The sequence below is a fragment of the Aurantibacter sp. UH7 genome, assembly GCF_056839165.1.
The window spans coordinates 3,209,086-3,228,094 of the sequence record NZ_CM166388.1; the positions used below are offsets into that span (position 1 = coordinate 3,209,086).

A 19,009-nucleotide genomic window follows, 5' to 3' on the forward strand; every position below is an offset into this window, starting at 1 on the left:
TATTTATGTCAGGAAGATTACAATTAATAGAACAAAAGTTATTAGCAATAGATGGCGCGGCATTTCAAAATCTGTGTGATAACTACTTATCACTTAGGGAAGATGAATATTCAAGTCTTAATCGGAGTGGTAGTCAATTGGGCAAACAAAAAACAATTGTAGGTACCCCTGATACTTTCCTAAGATTGACAGAAAATAAACTAGCCTATGTTGAATTTACTACGCAAGCAACCGCAATAGTTTCAAAAGTAATAGATGATATAAACAAGTGTTTGGATGAGTCAAAAACGGGTGTTAATCCTAAACTGATTCATAAAATAATTATTTGCTTTAATAGTAGACTTTCGGTTGAGGAGGAAACCAAGATTCAAGAATATGTTCAAGATAAAAGAATTTCGATAGAACTTATAGGGATTGATACTCTTGCTTTGGAGATAATGTCCAAATATTTATTATTAGCTAGGGAATATTTAGGTATTGCATTAGATACTGGACAAATCTTACCATTCGATAGATTCATAGAAGAGTATAATAATAAGGCAAATCAATTGTCAACTCCAATTGACAATATTTTCTTTCATCGCAATGATGAATTGGAACAAATTGATAATATTCTAACAAACAAAGATTTACTTATTCTTTCTGGAGCCCCAGGAGTTGGAAAAACAAAAATAGGCATCCAAGCTATTCAGGATTTCACAAGAAAAAATCCATCATTTAGCTCCTACGTAATTGCAAAAAAAGATGTGGATATCTTCGAAGATTTAAAGATTCAATTAAGACCAGACAAGAACTATATATTACTTATTGATGATGCAAACAGACAGCTTCCTAACTTAAGACAAATATTTGGAATCTTCAAAGAAACTAGAACAGGTAAATTAAAACTGGTTATTACAGTTAGGAACTATGCCTTAGTTGACATAAGAAGTTGCAGCATTGAATTTGTGTCAGAAACAATAGACTTACCAAAGTTTACTGATGAAGAAATTACTGAAATACTTAAAAGTGATTCATTTGGTATTCTAAACCATAACTATCAAAAGAAAATTGTAGAAATAGCCGATGGTAACCCAAGATTAGCAATTATGGGTGCTCGTGTGGCTTTAGAAAAGCAATCTGATTTTTTATTTGGCGATGTTTCTGATTTATTTGAAGCTTATTTTTCAAGTTTCTCAATGGATTTTAATTTATTTGAGAAACCTGAACTACTGAAGGCTTTAGGTTTAGTCTCATTTTTCTTTACAATAGAAAGAGAAAATAAAGAAGCAGTACAAAAACTACTGTCAATTTTTCAAATAGATTACTATACATTCAATGAGGCTATAGAGGAGCTGCACAAAAGAGAATTAGTGGAAGTCCAGTATAATCATATACGTATTTCCGAACAAGTAATGGCTACTTATTTTTTTTATGTGGTTTTCATAAGAGATAATCGTTTGTCCTTTGAAAAACTTTTGTTTAACTATTTTGACGACCATAGATTTTCATTTAAAGAAGCTCTTTACCCATCTAGCCAATCATTTGGATATGAAAATGTATTTTCAAAAATCAGCCCTTCATTTGACAAATATATTGATGCGGTTAGGAATAACGACAAAAAATTACTTGGATTTTTAGACTTGTTTTGGTTCAGTAAATCAGAGGAAACACTTTCATATTTCCTTTCCAAAGTAGATGCTGTTCCTGAACCACAAGACCCAATTTACAATACTCATTATGAAACCAATGATTTTGTCTATAATAAAGAGCAAACTATAGATTATATATCGAGGTTTTTTAGACAACAAACAGAGTCATTTATTCCAGCTATACAACTTGGTTTTGAATACATTCGAAAAAGACCTGAACATCTGCCTGAGTTTATTCGAAGAATTAGAGAAACTCTACTTTTTGATGAACCTGATGAAAGATATGGTTTTCAAAGACAAGCTGGTTTTATTGAGCATTTGAAAGGTAATATAGATAATAAAAAAGAGCATTATGAAATTGCTTTTTTCGCAATCGCGAGGAGCTTTTTAAAGCATTCTCATCATATTACCCATGGAGGTAGAAAGCATACAATTTCCTTTTATGATTATCCATTGCCAACTACCGATGAAGTAAAAAAAATACGAACTAATATATGGAAAACACTATTTTCATTATTTTCTGATTACAGAAACGAAGTCATAAATACCATAAGGAATTACAAGCCTGATTATAGAGAGCGTAATCCTGAAATTCTTGATTTTGACTTGACTTTATTAATATCATTTATAAATGAAAAATTTTCTCCTGATTCTTTTAAGGAGACCTATGTAGTCAATGGACTGATTGCTTCTCTTAGTAGAGAAAAGAAGATATCAAATATGACCTATTTAGAGTTGAAACCAATCTTTGACACCAAAGAGTATAGGGATTATAAAAAACTAGATTGGAATCGATTTAGAGATAAGGAAGAGTACGAGTTTGAGAATTGGCAAGAGTATGAAGAAATAAAGAGTGCGGATTTAAAAGATAATTTTACCTGCAATTCTAAGGAAGGGTTTGATGTTTTTCTAAGTGCTGTTGATAATTTCCAAAGCATAAAAGATAGTTCTCATTCCCAAATTGAAAACTCGTTAGAAGTAGTTATATCAGAAAACTTTATTCAAAATAATGAACGTGGGCTTATTTTTTTAGAGGCATATTTAAACAGAAATTATGACATTCGATGTTTATATAGAACCATTTCAACAATTGTAACTGACTCTGAAAATAGCGCCTTAAAGCTATGGGAACTATTAGAGAATTGGGACAACGTCGATTCTACAAATTGGAAGCTTGCTTTTTTAGACCGATTACCGAGTGAATTTGTAAGTGACGATTACTATGATAGGCTTATAGAAACTATCAATTCCATTAAAGGTTTTGCCTACTTATACATCAAACAATACATTAAATTTTCAACAGAAAATCGAAACGCTGCAAATGAAGTTCTGAGAATTGTTCATGCTAAAATTAAAAATGAATCACGGACCATAAGATTATCTGAGTATCCCTTTAAAGATGCCTTGAAGGTATTTGAAGATGACTATACTCTTATTAAAGAATCCTATTTTCAGCAGTCAGGATTAGCTGCATCTACAGTTTCCTTTGATTATCAAATGAAAGGATTCGCAAACATTTACAAAAACCATAAAGAATTCTTATTCGATTTTTTCTCACATTTCTTTTCAAGTTATAAATCACACGGTGATAATAAAAATATTGACATTTCATTTATCTGGGATTATCCTGAAAGAGAAAATGAAATAGAGAAAGTAATTACTTTCCTATTGGATAAAGATTATTACATTGGTCTTGGTGGTCATTCTGTTTCGATTCTTTTTAATGATTTAGATGAAACACGATTAAGTGCCGCTTTCAACTTTTTGAAAAAAAGTATTCAAAAGAATCATAAAAATAGCACTTATATTGAAGTTATTTTTGATACTATTAGAACAAATTTACAAGTGAAACACGATGAGTTGTTCTTATATTTTTTAAGTATAAACAATGATGTTGAATTTTTCCGGACAATAGATTGGATTGGTAATGCAGGAGTGCAAATGGGCGAAGTCATTTGGGGGGAATTAAACGCTAAAAGATGGGAAAAGGTACTAGGTATTTTGAATACTTCTAAAGACCAATTACGCTACATACCAATTAAGAGCTTTTTAAAAAAGCGAATACAATCGGAGTATAATAGTGCTGAGTCCGAAAGGATGAGAAAATTTATTAGACCAGATAGAAGATAGCTTCATTCTATTTTGCACTATTTTTAAATTCTTTCAATATGCTGATAGCTATATTCTTTAAATTCTTCACAATCTCAACAAAAAATTCTTTCATAATCCAGTGTTTAAATAATTAATAATACCTATCAAAACAGTCAGCGCCATAGCCCTAACATTTTTAGGCTTCAAAAAATAATCTGCTTCATCGGTATTGGTTACAAATCCCAATTCTACAATAACCGCTGGACAAAATATTACGGTTTTACGTAACACTTGAAAATTAGCAAACTTCACACCTCGTTCTTTAAACCCTAGTTTTTGAGTACTTTCATTCAGTACTGATAAACCAAGTACTATAGATTCTTCGATATTTAAATTATCAGAATTATGTACATACACTTCTATTCCCTTAGAATAAGTTTGAGATGCATTGCAATGCAAAGACACAAACACATCCGCTTTCAAACGTTTAGCCAATCGAGTTCTATCTGATAAAGAAATTAAGGTGTCTTTATACCGAGTTAGATAAATGTCAAACTCACTATTCAAAATCGTTTTATTCAGGCTTAAAATTTCCTTGGCAACATTAAAAACCACATCTTTTTCTTGAATATTATTTACACCAATTGCACCAGTATCTTTTCCGCCATGTCCAGGGTCAATTACAACTACTTTTTTCTGACCAAAAATGAAGCACATTTTCAGTAGTAAAATCACAAAACTGACGTTTTGGAGCATCTTTTTGAATTTTATTTTCATAATCGAGTGGATTTTTTCTATCAATTTTCATAAGATTTAAACCTCTTTGTTTTCAATTGAAAACAAACGAATTCAAATAATATTATTTTCATAAAATATTGATTATCAGTTATTTGAATTCAAATATAATGTATTTTTCATACTATAAAAATGAAGCAAAATTTAAACCATTTTAGTATGAAAAAATCACTCTTTTTAACCGCCTTGTTACTTTTTATTTCAAACGCCTTATTTGCACAAATTGGAGGTATTGAAGATTCCGTTAACGATGTTTCCGATACCATCAGAACCATTTTCCCAATCATATTGGGTGTCATCTTTCTAATAGGTTTCTTATTTAATGCAGGTCATTTTTTCGGTGAAAATGCAGACCTCAAAAAAGGAATTACCAGAGTATTGGTATTTGTACTCATCGCTGGAGCTGTAGTCGGCATCTTTACCTACCTAATCGGTATCGTAGTGTAATATGAAACGCTTCGAGGTCTATAAAAATATTAGAAAGCGAGCGGTGATTATGGGCTTACCTATTTCACTGTTCGCGCTAATGATGACATCCGTTATTGGCTCATTATTACTCATCATTTTTTCTTTTAGTTTTTTGGTAATCATCTCCGTATTTGTCATCAATGCAACTTTATATGTGGCGTTAACGCACCTCACTAAAAATCCAGCACTCTTACACTTTAAAAAAGTATTTCCACAAACTATCAGTAACAAAAAGGAAACGCAATTATATTATGAATAAGATTAATCTGTCCGCATTTCATCCTATTTTAGATATCAAAGACCATACTATTTTCTCCAACAATGGGAATGTAGTATTGGGTTATAAAGTTGATTTTCCCGAAATATATTCCTTATCGGAAAACGACTTTGAAGATATGCATGGGGCTTGGTTTCAAGCCTTTAAATCGTTGCCCGTAAGCACGATTATTCATAAGCAGGATATTTATCAAAAGACGGCTTATGATGCCAAGACTATTCCAAATGATAGTTTCCTAGCGAAGGCTACCAACACCTATTTTAAAGGACGAGAATATATTGAACACACCTCTTATCTGTTCTTTACACTACCTATCAATAAGGCTTTGAATGCTTCCAAGTTCACGAATCCGTTTCGCAAGGTTGAAAAGGGAATCCATAAGAAACTAGACCATAATGTAATCGAGTTTATCGCTTCGGTGAACGATGCCATTTCCTTTATTAATAACAGCCGAAAGGTATCTTTAAAACCATTAAATCAAAATGAAATAATAGCACTTACCAACAACTATTTCAATGGCTTTAATGAAGGTTTTGATACTGATATACAACTCAAAAAATCTAACATAGAAATAGGAGAAAATCATTTTGATGTATTAGCGGTAAATAGCGAACTGTGTTTTGGGGATGTGGTACAGAGCAGTAAAACCAATGATAAATTTACTTCAGATGACTTTGTGTTTCATCAAGGTTTTGTTGACGGATTAGGATTAAATCTCAATGAAAACCATATCGTCAATCAAATTATCTATTTGGATGATAAACAGAAATGGCGCAAGCTACTCGATAAGAAAATTGAAGAACTCAACAAAAGTTCCAATTTCGGAACACAGAACAAAGTCATCTTAAAGAAGATTGAGGATATCGTTTCTAAAATCAATGAAGATGATAGTTCACGTATCATCCGCGGACATCTAAATATCGTTTTCTGGTGTCGGGAAGCCGAACAGCTAAGTACTATTGCTTCAAAGATAAAGACGGAGTTTAAGGAGCTTGATATTGTTCCTTACTACCCAAAAGGAGAAGAACGAAAGCATTATTTCTTGAATTCCTATTGTTGTTTTACATCCAATTTTTCTAATGAAGATTTATATGTCACCGATTTAAAACACGCTTTGTGTTTGTACATCAATAATAGTAATTACAAGTCAGATGCAACAGGTATCATCTTTAATGACAGGCAACATAACATTCCTGTTTTAAAAGATGTTTGGGATGAGCGGAAGAAACGTATCAAAGCAAGAAACTTTGCCATTTTCGCACCTACAGGAGAAGGCAAATCCTTTTTAGCAAATAATATACTTCGACAATATTTCGAGGCCGGCGTCCGGCTAGTGATTATTGATTTGGGTGGCTCGTATTCTAAGTTCGCAAAATTGTATCCAGATAAGCATATTATTCTTCGTTACGAACAAGGAAAGAACCTTGGTATCAATCCTTTTTATATTTCTCGGGAAAGTGACCTTACACCAGAACGACTAGAAGATTTAGGTGTTTTCCTATTGGAGTTGATGGCTTCAGGAAAAGTAGCTACAAAAGCAGAGGAAGTCGCTATCAAGAAAGTGTTATTACATTACTATAAACACGTCCGAAAAGGACATTCTTTAGCTTCGTTATATCAATTTATTGATGATAAAAAAGATACACTCATATCTGAACTTAAAATTCAAGAAGACTACTTCAATATCTATAACTTTTTACACATCCTATCTGAATATGTAGACGGTGGTTTGTACAGTTTCCTTTTTAACGTAAGCGAAGACCAAACCTACAAGATTGAAGACAAACGGTTGATTGTTTTTGAACTCGATGAAGTCAAGGACAACAAGGAAATCCTTTCAGTTATGTTGAAGCTTATTAAATCGGCAATACAACGTACAATCTGGAGAAACAGAGCCGAAAAGGGCATCATTATGTTTGATGAGTTTGCGAAGCAACTCAAATTCGGAAACGTGCTAGAAAGTGTAGAATTCTACTATCAAGCCATTAGAAAACAGAATGGAGCCATTGGCATTATCCTTCAGTCCATAAATCAGTTACCTAATAATTCAACATCAGCAAGTATTCTGGAAAACACCCAAGTCGTGTATAGTCTTAATAACGAAAAAGGGTACGAAGAACTTCAAAAACGATTGAACCTTTCTAGCCATGATTTAAACCAATTAAAATCCATTAGAAACAATCTTACTGGAGCAAGAAAGTACACCGAAATGTTTATCAAAATTGGAAAGGAAAGTAACATTTTCCGATTAGAAGTTCCAAAGGAGGTTTACGCAGCATACCTCACAGACGGTAAAGAAAGCGACCGCATAATGCGGATTTATGAAAAAACAAATGATATGGAAAAAGCCATAAATACATTCATAAAACAACAGCCATAGGCTGATTTAATATTAATCTTTAAAATAAATACTCATGAAGAAAAAAATCAAAATCTTAGGGATAGCGTTGACCTTTGCCCTTTTAATGCCAGCAGGCGCTGCCTGCCAGGGAATGCCAGTATATGATAATACCAACTTTATCAGTTTTGCAAAATCTTTGATTGAATCTGCAAAACAGACCTCACAGTTATTAAAATCAGTTGAATTTTTAAAAAAACAGAAAGAGAATATCGAGAAGGTAAACAATGTCATCAAGCAATTAAAGGCGGTGCGTGAATTAGCAAGGAATAATCAAAAGTTATTTGATATTGTTCAAGACGATTTACGAGAGATTCTCAATTCACCATACATCAAGCCAGATGAAGTTAATCGGGTATCGGAATCCTTTAATTCCATTATCGAAAGTTCTTTAGAAGGTTTGGAATTTATTGACCAGGTACTTTCAAGCGATAATCTAAAAATGACAGATGCCGAACGTGCCGAAGTACTAAAAGCAAAAGAACTAGAATCCAAAGAAATGGTAGCAGAAATTGAAGCTAAAACCAGACGTTATCGAGAGATTATTGCCTTTAGAAGAATGCAGGATAAAATCAACAACAGAGAAACTAATTACTAATGGCAGGCTTTTTTTTAGGCATAGGGCTAGAATATATTGATGCAGTTTTTACCACCATCAAGAATAGTGATTTTTCTCAGTATACCATTACTGGAATGAAAACGCTTGCCATCTTATTCTTTCTTATTAATATTCTAAAAAAATACAATGAAGGTGTTGCCAATAATGAGGGTTATACTTGGGGACTAACACCTTCCGAATTAGCAAAGAATTTTGCAGTCATTATTCTAGTCATTTTTTCCACACAGGTATTGGGTGTTTTTGATAGTGTTTTAGTTGCTATTGAAGCTCAATATCGGGACACGGCTCCTGCGCTCCTCCCATTGCAAATGCAAGACATCGATTTGGAACAGGATGTGGGCGCATTGGAAGCCGCCAAAAAAGCCTTAGCTATGTTATACGAAGCTTTGGTTACGCCTTTATACGGACTCAAAGTACTGTCCTTTATTATTGGAATGTTCCTCTGGTTACTAGATTTATTCATCTATCCTTTATTTCTAGCAGAACGTTATTTCTTATTAGGAATCATGCAAGCTTTTTTCCCTTTGGTAATCAGTCTAGCCGTATTCGAAAAGTTCAGAACACTAGCCTACAACTTCTTTAAACTCTATGCAGGAGTTTATATGCTAGTGCCTGCTTTTTTCCTGGTGAATGTCTTTGTAAATAATCTCTACACAGAAATCAATACCAATTTCTGGTCCGATTTATTCGGAACAGATTGGGGGAGCGACTTTTTTGCACCCTTACTGCAATTTGGTTCAATAGGATTCATCGTCTTACTCAAATTCAAACTCTATCGCAGAGCTACATCTTTTGTATTTAAACTCTTTAGTGCCTAATCAATTATGAAAACACCTTATAAAAATATTTACAACGTACTGAAGCTAAATCGTTTCATTGTATTAGCCGTCATTACCACAGCTGCTCTTACTTGTGTCATTTCTGTGGTACTCGTTGTAAAACTCCATAAAGAAACAGTTAACAACGCTTTTGTAGTCAATACCGATGGACATGTAATTCCATTAAAACTCGTTTCTCAAAAGGAAAATTTAGAAGTAGAAATACTGGCGCATTTAGAGCTTTTTCATACTTATTTCTATAACATAGATGCCAGTAATTATGAAAAGAATCTAGAGAAAGCTTTATGGTTAGGAAATAGTTCTGTGGATGCTTTGTACAGACAGAAAAAAGCAGATGGGGTTTACAATCGGTTATTACAATATTCATTGGTTCAAAAGGTGCTGAAGATTGAATCTAGAATCGATATACAACAAGAACCGTATCGCTTTGAAACTACAACCGTTTTTGAAATTAATAGAGGTTCAATAACAGATACTTATGAATTAAACACTACAGGAAACCTTATCCATGTAGACAGAAACTTCCCAAAAAACACCCACGGATTGTTGATGACCAACTTTTTTGAAAACACCCTTAAAAAAATAGAAAATTATGAAGCCCATAATGGGCATTAAAATAACAAGATTATGAAAATAGAGAAGAATAAAATTGTCTTTGCAGCAGTCCTAATATGTGTGGTGCTTTTTATTGGGTCGTACTCAGTAATTATGCTTGGCGAAGACGAAGAACCGACCTTTGAAAGTAACCAAATCCCTGTTCCTGAATTGGAAGGCAACCAGAAAGAATACGAATCTAAATTAGAGGCTATAGACGACCTAAAAGAAGTAAGACAGACAAATGCACCCAGTATTTATGATGAACGCTTATTGGATTCCACGGGAGTCTTTGACTCCGATTTATTGGACAAACAAAAGATGCGGATTGTAGATAGCATATACAATGAAGGGCGTATCAGTTATTCCGATAGAGGTTTTAGAAAATTGGAAACCGAAGCTTCCCCAAAACAAATCATAAAAGATACTATTCCTCATATCGAGGAAATAGAAACCATTGTTATGGCCAAAGAATTGGGATTAGAACATCAATTGTTTTTCGCTTCAAATCCCATTAAAAATGAAACACTAGAACATCAAAATACGGATGAAACCATTTATGTTCGAGTAGATGGAACACAAACTGTAAAAAAGGATTATCGCCTACAAATGCGCCTTACTAAAAATGCCATCATCAATGATATATCCGTTCCTAAAAACACCCCGATTTATGGCTTTGTAAGTTTCAAAACCAATCGAACAATACTCACCATTGAAAACATAAATCACAAACCAGTTAAACTAAAAGCCTTTGACCTACAAGATGGTAGTGAAGGTATTTATATCGAAAATAGTTTCCAAGCTGAAGCCAGACAGGAAGTTGTGGGTGATTTAGTAGATGATATCAATATAGTAGGCGTTCCACAAGTAAGCGGTATCAAAACAATATTCCAACGCAATAATCGAACTGTAAAAGTTACCGTAACTGATAATTATCAACTTATTTTAAAACCAGAACTATGAAAACGTACATTATAACCTTGCTAGTTTTATCCTCAAACTGGATTACAGCACAACAATCACTAGATACCATTTACGCCAATGATAAAAAGAATGTAGCGTTATTTTTTCCTGACCCAATTCGCCAGGGCATAACAGGTACTAATAATTTTGTATTCACCTATAACCGAGAAAAACAACAATACTTTGGATTGTTACAAGCAACACCTGGAACTGAAAGTAACCTCTTGACTATTACCAATAACGGCAAAGTCTATTCTTTTATCTTAAATTATAAAGAGCAGCTTTCAAAGTTAAATTATTTTATTCCTGAATATGAAAGTATTGGGAATGAAAAGCCTGGAGAAATCAAGCAAGAATCCATTGTTAAACCTACAAATGAAAACCGAAATATATACTTTCAGAAATTTAGTGATTATCTTTTAAAATCAACATACAAACCAATTGCTACCAAGCTTAAGAAAGGTATCAAATTGCAGTTGCAAAAAAGAGTATATAATTCTTTAGAGGTATACTTAGTCTTTGAAATTAAGAATAGCTCTGGAATCGATTTTGAGATTGATTATCTTAATATTTACAGAACTAATGGAAATAAAAAGCGAAAAGCTTCTTTCCAACGTTTATCTCGATTAGTAATTTACAAACACAAGATGCCAATTATAGTGAAGACTGGAGATTACAGACGATTTGTCTACGTCTTGCCTAAATTTGTTCTTGGAGATGATGAAAAGTTGATGGCTGAATTGAAGGAATTGAAAGGTAGTAGGAAAATCACACTGAAAAATTAGAAATAAAAAATGCTTTTGACCAACTCAAAAGCATTTTTTATAGAGCTATTAATTACATGTTACGTTTTATTTGAAATTTGTTTTTAATAGGTGTCTCTATCTTATTTTTTAATATCTGCATATCCTCACTAACTTTTCGTTCAACTACTCTTGCATAAACCTGTGTAGAGGCAATTTTTGAATGCCCTAGGAGCTTAGAGACAGTCTCAATGGGAACACCATTGCTCAAGGTGACTGTAGTTGCAAATGTATGGCGTGCCATATGAAATGTGAGATTCTTTTTTAGCCCACAAGCTTCAGCAATTTCTTTTAGATATAAATTCACTTTTTCATTGGTAATAACAGGAAACAAAGTTCCAGTTATCTCAGTCATTGGATGATTCTGATATTTATAAATTAATTCCTGTGCTTTTACCAAAAGAGGAACTTTTACTGGAGATTTAGTTTTTTGACGGTTTGTAAATATCCAATCATTACCGTCAATGCCCTTAAGGATATTATTGTTGGTAAGATTCATTATATCTATGTATGCAATTCCAGTATAGCAACTGAAAATGAACAAATCTCTCACTCTTTCTAGTCGTGCAATTGGAAAGTAATAGGTTTCAATGTTTGATAGTTCATTATCCGTTAAGAAAGGTCGCTCTCTTTTTTCATAGGTAGGCTTCCATCTAACAAAAGGGTCTCTATCTATCCATTCGATATGATACCCTAGAGTGACAATTTTTCGAAACCTTTGTATATGTTTCATTACAGTATTATTGCTCAACGCTTTAGGATGTTCTTTTGGCCAATATGTATGAAGAAAGTGCGCAAAGTCACAAATGAATTTGTAATTCAAATCTTTTAAATAGATATCGGAAGTATTCAAAATAGTATCTAAATACCTGTTGACATAGCCTTCTGTTACTTCAAAATTTCTTAAAGTGCCTTTGGCTAATGTCTTTTCAGTTTTCTTATTATGATATTCAAGAAGGTTTTGGAGTGTCTTGCAACTATCGCTTTCACCCAAGTAAGCAGCCTTAATCAATTTTGCAGTAATAAGTTCTCCCTTGAATTTCAAATCTTGGTAGCATTGAAAAAGTTGTGTTTGGACTTGTGTTAAATACTCGTTTATTTGTCGAGTTTCGTTCGAAGTACCTTTAGCTTTTTTTCTTTTGGCATCCCAAATGAGCAAGGGAATCTTCTTTTTAAGGCTAATGTCTACTCGTTTGCCATTTACTGTGATTCTCACATAGAGTAGTGCTTCATCATTAATAGCTTTAGAGCTCTGCACTAAAAATAGTGTCGAAAAGGTGTTTTGTGTACGCATAGTTGTCGTCTTTAAATTGTTAAACATTTATCGAGACGAAAGTCAAATCAACTATTCTAATTCAATGAATCAATTCGATTAAAGTGTGTGCTAAGCACACACTTTTAAAAAAGGTACCTTTTAAGCACACATTTAAAATCAAATCAATTCAAATCTTATGTACTCCTAAAAACTTGAAAACCATGTAAATCATAAGACTTACATGGTTTTGTTGCCAATTGCATGGCTTTTTAGTGACCTCGACAGGATTCAAACCTGTAACCTCTTGAGCCGTAATCAAGTGCGCTATTCAGTTGCGCCACGAGGCCGATAATTCCCGTTTTAAAGGGGTGCAAATATATTTCTTTTTACATTTACTGCAAAATAAGCAGCACATAATAATGAATCTAAAAGACTACATTCGAGATATTAATGATTTTCCGACAGAAGGTATTGTTTTTAAAGACATTACCCCGTTGTTAAATAATCCGCAAGCATTTAAATATGCGCTAACCGAACTAGAGAATTTCTTAGGTGATCAAAAAATTGATAAAGTTGTAGGGATGGAAAGTCGTGGTTTCTTCTTTGCACCCATGTTGGCACTGAAATTAAATGCTGGTTTTGTTCCTGTTCGTAAGGCTGGGAAACTACCGAGTGCTTCCATTAGTGAGACCTATGGTTTAGAGTATGGAAAAGATACTTTGGAGATTCATGCAGATGCTATACAAAAAGGTGATGTGGTTTTGGTACACGATGATGTGCTTGCTACCGGAGGCACCGCTGAAGCCACTTGTAAATTAGTAGAACGTTTGGGAGGTAAAGTAATACAATGTAATTTTTTAATCGAATTAGACTTTCTTAATGGAAGAGAAAAATTACAATCTTTCGATGTTAAGTCAATACTACACTATTAGTCTAGTGCATTGGTCGTAACAAAATAACGCCACCCAATAATAGCCATCTGAAATTTTGATGCCTTTGCAAGGTCTACCCTTTTTTTAGATAAAGAGGGGAGAAGTAGTTTATTCACTTTTGCTAAGAATTGAAAGAATGACTTTTTCATTTCGAACGATTTATACAAATATAAGTAGAAAGAGCCGCCAATTGGCAGCTCAATTTGTTTAGGCCTAAATGTAACTACTTAGACAAATATCATGATTAGTGATATGAGCAAATAAAAAAGAAATTTGGCAAGTACGAACATATGAAATGGTTTTAAGGTTGCACCCGTTGTCGGGCTTGAGTAAATAGTACTCGTGAACTGTTTTGCATTTAATGGCCATTAAAAAAAGAGGAATACAGTTCGTTGTTTGATTATCTAAATAATATACTACAAGGGTTATGAATTTTGCAAGTAAAATCTGTTAAAGTTGTGAGTTTGAATACGATTTTGTAATTAAATAAATAGTTTTAGTTACAAAATAAAACAGCCTTATTTCATTATAGTTCTAAAATAAAATTAAAAAAGTAATTTTTATTACAATATGAAATAATTGTAGGGTTGTTTTTAGTGCTTTTCATGTGACCAAGGGGCTTACGGTCATAAAAATGTTTGTTTTTAGGGATTTCATCATTTTGAAAGTAAAAATTAGCACCTGTTGTTTACAGTTCTATTTCCTAAAAATGAAATGAACAATTGATGCAATTCAATGTTCTACTTTATCTTTACAAAAAAACTAATTAATGCAGAATCTTCTTTTTGTCGTTCTTGGTCTTGTTCTTTTAATCGCAGGCGGTAATTGGCTTTTGAAAGCTGCAGTAGCCTTATCATTGCGATTAAGCATTCCTAAAATAGTTATCGGTATGACTGTGGTTTCTTTTGCGACTTCGGCACCAGAACTTATTGTAAGTATAAAGGCAGCTTTAGATAGTTTTCCAGATTTGGCTTTGGGTAATGTAGTTGGATCGAATATTGCAAACCTGGGTTTGGTTTTGGCAATAACTGTGCTGTTGGGAAGTATTGATGTGCGTAAAACTTTTTACACCACCGATTGGCCAGTTATGATGGCAGCATCGTTACTCTTCTTTGGGTTTATTTTCTTCGATGGCGAATTGCAACAATACGAGGGCATTATTATGGTTGGCGTTTTGTTTTTGTTTTTAGTATACCTACTCCGTTATCAAAAACAAGCCGTGGAAGATGAGGCGCCTGAAGACGATATGCCATTGCCTTTGTATAAGTTAGTTTTATTTTTAGGACTTGGTGGCACAGCACTTTGGGGAGGTTCAGAATTATTAATTAATGGTGCTGTAGGTTTAGCAACTTTATATGGCGTTAGCGAACGTGTAATTGCTGTTACCGTAGTTTCTATTGGCACGAGTATTCCGGAATTGGCAGCTTCTGTAATTGCAGTTATCAAAAAAGAGAAAGCGATTTCTTTAGGGAATTTAATAGGTTCTAATATTTTTAATCTTCTTGCGGTATTAGGTATAACCTCCATTATCACACCTATAAAAGTGGTAGATGATACTTTGTTGAGTAACGATATATTCTGGATGTTGGGTATTTCTTTTCTTATTCTCCCACTCGTTTTTATTCCCAAAGGACTACGCTTAGGATGGCGCGATGGAATAATTTTACTTGGCGTTTATGTTGCTTTTGTTTACTTGACAATTCAGTAGCATGTGCGTTTTATATGTTTATTTACATCAAATTTAGCGCACTATTTTAATTGTAATTGAAGCTAATATTTTTGAAATAGTAGTGGATATAAACAAAAAACGCCTTAGGCGAGCCCAAAGCGTTTTTCTATAATCAACAATTAATTTTATTTTAAACGTCAGCCGTTTTAACTGTCTTAATAATTCTTGCTGCAATCTTATAAGGATCACCATTAGAAGCCGGTCTACGATCTTCTAACCAACCTTTCCATCCTTTTTCAACTGCAATAATTGGAATACGAATAGATGCACCTCTATCTGAAACTCCCCAAGAGAAATCTGTAATAGCAGCAGTTTCATGTAAACCTGTTAAACGCTGATCATTAAATTCGCCGTATACTGCAATATGTTCTTTAACCACTGGTCTGAAAGCTTCACAAATTTTTGCGTAAACTTCTTTATCACCACATGTTCTTAAAATCTCGTTAGAGAAGTTAGCATGCATACCGGAACCATTCCAGTCCATATCCTTACCTAATGGCTTTGGGTGATAATCAATATAGTAACCATACTTTTCAGTTAAACGATCCAAAAGATATCTAGCAATCCAGATTTCATCACCTGCTTTTTTAGCACCCTTTGCAAACAATTGAAATTCCCATTGTCCAGAAGCAACTTCTTGATTAATACCTTCAAAGTTTAAGCCAGCGTCAATACACAAATTAGCATGTTCTTCTACTAAACCTCTACCATGTGTGTTTTTACCACCTACTGAACAGTAGTACATACCCTGTGGAGCTGGGTAACCACCAATAGGAAAACCTAATGGAAGTTGTGTTTTGGTATCCATTATAAAGTATTCTTGTTCGAAACCGAACCAGAAATCGTTGTCATCATCATCAATAGTTGCTCTACCATTTGAAACGTGAGCAGTACCATCAGCATTCATTACCTCAGTCATTACTAAGTAACCGTTAATACGATCTGGGTCTGGGTAAATTGCAACAGGTACAAGCAAGCAGTCAGAAGAACCACCTTCAGCTTGTCGCGTGGAAGATCCATCAAAAGACCAGTTTCCTATTTCTTCTAAAGTGCCTTTGAAGTCTTCATGCTCTTCAACTTTTGTTTTACTTCTTAAATTTTGGGTAGGAAAGTAACCATCCAGCCAAATATATTCGAGTTTAATCTTGCTCATAATTATTGATAGTTTGATTTAAATAAATAAATTTTTAAGACAAACAAAAATATGATTTTTTGTGAATGAGCCTAGAAGTATGGGGGTAAATTTTAAAAAAATTGATATTTTATTAATAACCCCCTATATTTTTATGGGTATAATAATTAGAACAACTTTTTTTTATAATATGTATAATGGGTATTTTTATCGGTTCAAATTATTATCATATGTCGAAATTGAGATTTCAGGCCGTATCTAAAAGTAGAAATAGAAAACCGGTACCGATTGAAGAAACTGGCAGACGCTCAGAACTTTACGCACAAAACGTTTTTAATGAAGAACGGATGTTGCAACACCTTACAAAAGACGCTTTAGAAAGTGTAAAGGGTGCAATTTTTTCGGGATCTAAAATTGATAGAAAGATTGCAGACCAGGTAGCTGAAGCAATGAAAGGTTGGGCAATAGGTAAAGGAGCTACACACTACACACATTGGTTTCAACCCTTAACTGGGGCTACTGCAGAAAAGCATGATGCATTTTTTGATTTGTTAGCCGATGGTAGGGCAATAGAAAAATTTGGAGGAGGACAATTGGTGCAACAAGAACCTGATGCTTCGAGTTTTCCGAATGGAGGCATTCGTAATACTTTTGAAGCTCGTGGATATACTGCATGGGATCCTACTTCACCAGCATTTATATATGGTACTACTTTATGTATACCCACAATATTTGTTTCGTATACCGGTGAGGCTTTAGACAATAAAGCACCATTGCTACGTGCACTAAATGCAATAGATGATGCTGCTACTGCGGTGGCTAAATATTTTGATAAGACGGTCGTTAAAGTAAATGCAACTTTGGGCTGGGAACAGGAGTATTTTTTAATAGATAAGGCTTTGGCAAACTCCAGACCCGATTTAATGTTAACAGGAAGAACCCTGTTGGGTAATCAGGCAGCAAAAGGGCAGCAGTTAGATGATCACTATTTTGGTGTGATTCCGTCGCGGGCTTTGAATTTTATGATGGATTTAGAAATGGAATGTACCAAATTTGGTATTCCTGTAAAAACGCGCCATAATGAAGTTGCACCCAATCAATTTGAGTTGGCTCCTGTTTTTGAGGAGGCAAATTTAGCGGTGGATCACAATCTGTTGTTGATGGATGTTATGGAAAAAATTGCTGATCGTCATAATTTTAAAGTGCTTTTCCATGAGAAACCTTTTGCAGGTGTCAATGGTTCTGGTAAGCATAACAATTGGTCCTTGGCTACCGACACTGGAGTAAATTTATTGAGTCCGGGTTCTACACCTATGAAGAATTTACAGTTTCTCACATTTTTTGTAAACACTATAAAAGCTGTGGATAGCTACGAAGAATTACTGCGTTCTTCCATAGCCTCTGCGAGTAATGATCATCGTTTAGGTGGAGGAGAAGCTCCGCCTACTATCATATCAATTTTCATTGGTGAGCAGTTAAGTAATGTTTTAGATGAATTGGAAGGCGTGTCCAAAGGAAAATTGTCTCCAGAAGAAAAAACAGAATTAAAATTAAACGTAGTCGGTAAAATCCCTGAAATACTTTTAGACAATACAGATCGCAATCGAACTTCAGCATTTGCTTTCACCGGTAATAAATTTGAAATGCGCGGAGTAGGGGCAACAACCAATTGCGCCAAACCAATGACTGTTTTAAATACGATTGTTGCCAAACAACTTAGAGATTTTAAGAAGGAAGTTGATGAATTGGTAAATAAGAAGAACCTAAAAAAGGATGAAGCTGTATTTAATGTGCTTCGAGAATATATAAAAACATCGAAAAGAATTCGTTTCGACGGTGATGGCTATAGTATTGATTGGGAAAAAGAAGCTAAAAAAAGAAAGTTAAGTAACAACAAGAATACACCAGATGCATTGGCAGTAATGACTTCTAAAGAAAGTATTGAACTTTTTGGTAGCATGCAGGTGTTGAGTGAGGTGGAATTACGAGCGCGACAAGAAGTTGATTTAGAAGATTATATTCTTAATAATCAAATAGAAGGTAGGGTGCTTAATGAGATGGTAAATAATCATGTTTTACCATCGTGTTTGGAATATCAAAGTAAGGTTGTGGCAAATATTTCTGGATTAAAAAATATTTACGGTGCGGGTTATAAAAAAATGACTGAAGCGCAACACATTATATTAGAAGGCCTTGTAGAGCATATTTCAGGTTTAAAGAAGGAATGTGATGCCATGACCGAAGCTAGAAAAAGTGCTAATAGTATTACAGATTCAAATAAAAAGGCAATAGCATATTGTGGGACGGTAAAGCCATATTTCGAAAAAATAAGATATCATTCAGATCGTTTAGAACGTTTAATGGATGATCGTTTATGGCCATTAGCAAAATACCAAGAGTTGTTATTTGTTAACTAAATCGGTCATACGTTCATCGATTATTAATTGTTTTCTTCGAAGCACATGTAAGTTTTATGTTGTTTA

General features: G+C 33.8%; 16 protein-coding genes and 1 tRNA gene. 11 read left to right on the forward strand and 6 right to left on the reverse strand.

Annotated features, from left to right (window positions below):
- Nucleotides 1-5: 5 nt before the first annotated feature.
- On the forward strand, nt 6-3,761 hold the full coding sequence (locus tag UH7x_RS13535) for an nSTAND3 domain-containing NTPase (RefSeq protein ID WP_482360459.1): 3,756 nt from the start codon (nt 6-8) through the stop codon (nt 3,759-3,761).
- A 90-nt stretch (nt 3,762-3,851) separates the two neighbouring features.
- On the opposite strand, the gene UH7x_RS13540 is transcribed toward UH7x_RS13535, so the two are convergent.
- Entirely contained in the window at nt 3,852-4,499 is a 648-nt protein-coding gene (locus UH7x_RS13540) for an N-acetylmuramoyl-L-alanine amidase family protein (protein ID WP_482360460.1), read from the reverse strand.
- A gap of 177 nt (nt 4,500-4,676) precedes the next feature.
- Between UH7x_RS13540 and UH7x_RS13545 the strand changes: the two genes are divergently transcribed.
- Nucleotides 4,677-4,964: a hypothetical protein gene (locus UH7x_RS13545; RefSeq protein ID WP_344926955.1), complete on the forward strand. Its 288-nt coding sequence runs from the start codon at nt 4,677-4,679 to the stop codon at nt 4,962-4,964.
- Between the two features lie 18 nt (nt 4,965-4,982).
- Here UH7x_RS13545 and UH7x_RS13550 read toward each other — a convergent pair whose 3' ends face one another.
- Complete coding sequence (locus UH7x_RS13550) at nt 4,983-5,123, reverse strand: hypothetical protein (RefSeq protein WP_482360461.1); 141 nt, start codon at nt 5,121-5,123, stop codon at nt 4,983-4,985.
- A gap of 113 nt (nt 5,124-5,236) precedes the next feature.
- Between UH7x_RS13550 and UH7x_RS13555 the strand changes: the two genes are divergently transcribed.
- From UH7x_RS13555 to UH7x_RS13580, 6 genes are read left to right on the forward strand one after another with little or no spacing between them, the layout of a single operon-like run.
- Nucleotides 5,237-7,642: a TraG family conjugative transposon ATPase gene (locus UH7x_RS13555; protein WP_482360462.1), complete on the forward strand. Its 2,406-nt coding sequence runs from the start codon at nt 5,237-5,239 to the stop codon at nt 7,640-7,642.
- Between the two features lie 34 nt (nt 7,643-7,676).
- Nucleotides 7,677-8,258 carry a TrbJ/VirB5 family protein gene (locus tag UH7x_RS13560; RefSeq protein WP_482360463.1) on the forward strand — a complete coding sequence of 194 codons (582 nt, stop codon included), beginning with the start codon at nt 7,677-7,679 and terminating at the stop codon, nt 8,256-8,258.
- Entirely contained in the window at nt 8,258-9,097 is an 840-nt protein-coding gene (locus UH7x_RS13565; RefSeq protein ID WP_482360464.1) for a hypothetical protein, read from the forward strand. The genes UH7x_RS13560 and UH7x_RS13565 overlap by 1 nt, the downstream gene beginning before the upstream one ends.
- A gap of 6 nt (nt 9,098-9,103) precedes the next feature.
- Nucleotides 9,104-9,733 carry a conjugal transfer protein TraK gene (locus UH7x_RS13570; RefSeq protein ID WP_482360465.1) on the forward strand — a complete coding sequence of 210 codons (630 nt, stop codon included), beginning with the start codon at nt 9,104-9,106 and terminating at the stop codon, nt 9,731-9,733.
- 12 nt (nt 9,734-9,745) lie between these two features.
- Entirely contained in the window at nt 9,746-10,675 is a 930-nt protein-coding gene (traM, locus tag UH7x_RS13575; RefSeq protein ID WP_482360466.1) for a conjugative transposon protein TraM, read from the forward strand.
- Nucleotides 10,672-11,460 carry a DUF4138 domain-containing protein gene (locus tag UH7x_RS13580; RefSeq protein ID WP_482360467.1) on the forward strand — a complete coding sequence of 263 codons (789 nt, stop codon included), beginning with the start codon at nt 10,672-10,674 and terminating at the stop codon, nt 11,458-11,460. Before traM ends, UH7x_RS13580 begins: the two co-directional genes overlap by 4 nt.
- Before the next feature lie 52 nt (nt 11,461-11,512).
- Here the strand turns inward: UH7x_RS13580 and UH7x_RS13585 are convergent, their stop codons facing one another.
- Together UH7x_RS13585 and UH7x_RS13590 are read right to left on the reverse strand one after the other, a co-directional pair.
- Nucleotides 11,513-12,772 (reverse strand): site-specific integrase, encoded by a 1,260-nt coding sequence (locus UH7x_RS13585; RefSeq protein ID WP_482360468.1) that lies wholly within the window; start codon nt 12,770-12,772, stop codon nt 11,513-11,515.
- Between the two features lie 234 nt (nt 12,773-13,006).
- Nucleotides 13,007-13,080, reverse strand: a tRNA-Arg gene (locus UH7x_RS13590).
- Nucleotides 13,081-13,152: 72 nt separating this feature from the next.
- On the opposite strand from UH7x_RS13590, the gene UH7x_RS13595 reads away from it, so the two are divergent.
- Complete coding sequence (locus tag UH7x_RS13595; protein WP_482360469.1) at nt 13,153-13,665, forward strand: adenine phosphoribosyltransferase; 513 nt, start codon at nt 13,153-13,155, stop codon at nt 13,663-13,665.
- Here UH7x_RS13595 and UH7x_RS13600 read toward each other — a convergent pair.
- Complete coding sequence (locus UH7x_RS13600) at nt 13,662-13,814, reverse strand: SsrA-binding protein (RefSeq protein ID WP_482360470.1); 153 nt, start codon at nt 13,812-13,814, stop codon at nt 13,662-13,664. The two genes, UH7x_RS13595 and UH7x_RS13600, sit on opposite strands and share 4 nt — an antisense overlap.
- Nucleotides 13,815-14,434: 620 nt before the next feature.
- Here UH7x_RS13600 and UH7x_RS13605 point away from each other — a divergent pair.
- Nucleotides 14,435-15,373: a calcium/sodium antiporter gene (locus UH7x_RS13605; protein WP_482360471.1), complete on the forward strand. Its 939-nt coding sequence runs from the start codon at nt 14,435-14,437 to the stop codon at nt 15,371-15,373.
- A gap of 151 nt (nt 15,374-15,524) precedes the next feature.
- Here UH7x_RS13605 and UH7x_RS13610 read toward each other — a convergent pair whose 3' ends face one another.
- Nucleotides 15,525-16,547 (reverse strand): glutamine synthetase beta-grasp domain-containing protein, encoded by a 1,023-nt coding sequence (locus UH7x_RS13610; RefSeq protein ID WP_482360472.1) that lies wholly within the window; start codon nt 16,545-16,547, stop codon nt 15,525-15,527.
- Nucleotides 16,548-16,756: 209 nt separating this feature from the next.
- Between UH7x_RS13610 and UH7x_RS13615 the strand changes: the two genes are divergently transcribed.
- Nucleotides 16,757-18,943 carry a glutamine synthetase III family protein gene (locus UH7x_RS13615; protein ID WP_482360473.1) on the forward strand — a complete coding sequence of 729 codons (2,187 nt, stop codon included), beginning with the start codon at nt 16,757-16,759 and terminating at the stop codon, nt 18,941-18,943.
- Nucleotides 18,944-19,009: the final 66 nt, after the last annotated feature.

Excerpts from the sequence above, each read along its gene's own strand:
- UH7x_RS13610 (WP_482360472.1), bottom strand. The coding sequence starts at position 16,547 with ATGAGCAAGATTAAACTCGAATATATTTGGCTGGATGGTTACTTTCCT.
- UH7x_RS13545 (WP_344926955.1), top strand. The coding sequence starts at position 4,677 with ATGAAAAAATCACTCTTTTTAACCGCCTTGTTACTTTTTATTTCAAAC.
- UH7x_RS13565 (WP_482360464.1), top strand. The coding sequence starts at position 8,258 with ATGGCAGGCTTTTTTTTAGGCATAGGGCTAGAATATATTGATGCAGTT.
- UH7x_RS13550 (WP_482360461.1), bottom strand. The coding sequence starts at position 5,123 with ATGACAAATACGGAGATGATTACCAAAAAACTAAAAGAAAAAATGATG.
- UH7x_RS13540 (WP_482360460.1), bottom strand. The coding sequence starts at position 4,499 with ATGAAAATAAAATTCAAAAAGATGCTCCAAAACGTCAGTTTTGTGATT.
- UH7x_RS13570 (WP_482360465.1), top strand. The coding sequence starts at position 9,104 with ATGAAAACACCTTATAAAAATATTTACAACGTACTGAAGCTAAATCGT.
- UH7x_RS13615 (WP_482360473.1), top strand. The coding sequence starts at position 16,757 with ATGTCGAAATTGAGATTTCAGGCCGTATCTAAAAGTAGAAATAGAAAA.
- UH7x_RS13585 (WP_482360468.1), bottom strand. The coding sequence starts at position 12,772 with ATGCGTACACAAAACACCTTTTCGACACTATTTTTAGTGCAGAGCTCT.
- UH7x_RS13535 (WP_482360459.1), top strand. The coding sequence starts at position 6 with ATGTCAGGAAGATTACAATTAATAGAACAAAAGTTATTAGCAATAGAT.
- UH7x_RS13605 (WP_482360471.1), top strand. The coding sequence starts at position 14,435 with ATGCAGAATCTTCTTTTTGTCGTTCTTGGTCTTGTTCTTTTAATCGCA.
- UH7x_RS13555 (WP_482360462.1), top strand. The coding sequence starts at position 5,237 with ATGAATAAGATTAATCTGTCCGCATTTCATCCTATTTTAGATATCAAA.
- UH7x_RS13560 (WP_482360463.1), top strand. The coding sequence starts at position 7,677 with ATGAAGAAAAAAATCAAAATCTTAGGGATAGCGTTGACCTTTGCCCTT.
- UH7x_RS13580 (WP_482360467.1), top strand. The coding sequence starts at position 10,672 with ATGAAAACGTACATTATAACCTTGCTAGTTTTATCCTCAAACTGGATT.
- traM (WP_482360466.1), top strand. The coding sequence starts at position 9,746 with ATGAAAATAGAGAAGAATAAAATTGTCTTTGCAGCAGTCCTAATATGT.
- UH7x_RS13600 (WP_482360470.1), bottom strand. The coding sequence starts at position 13,814 with ATGAAAAAGTCATTCTTTCAATTCTTAGCAAAAGTGAATAAACTACTT.
- UH7x_RS13595 (WP_482360469.1), top strand. The coding sequence starts at position 13,153 with ATGAATCTAAAAGACTACATTCGAGATATTAATGATTTTCCGACAGAA.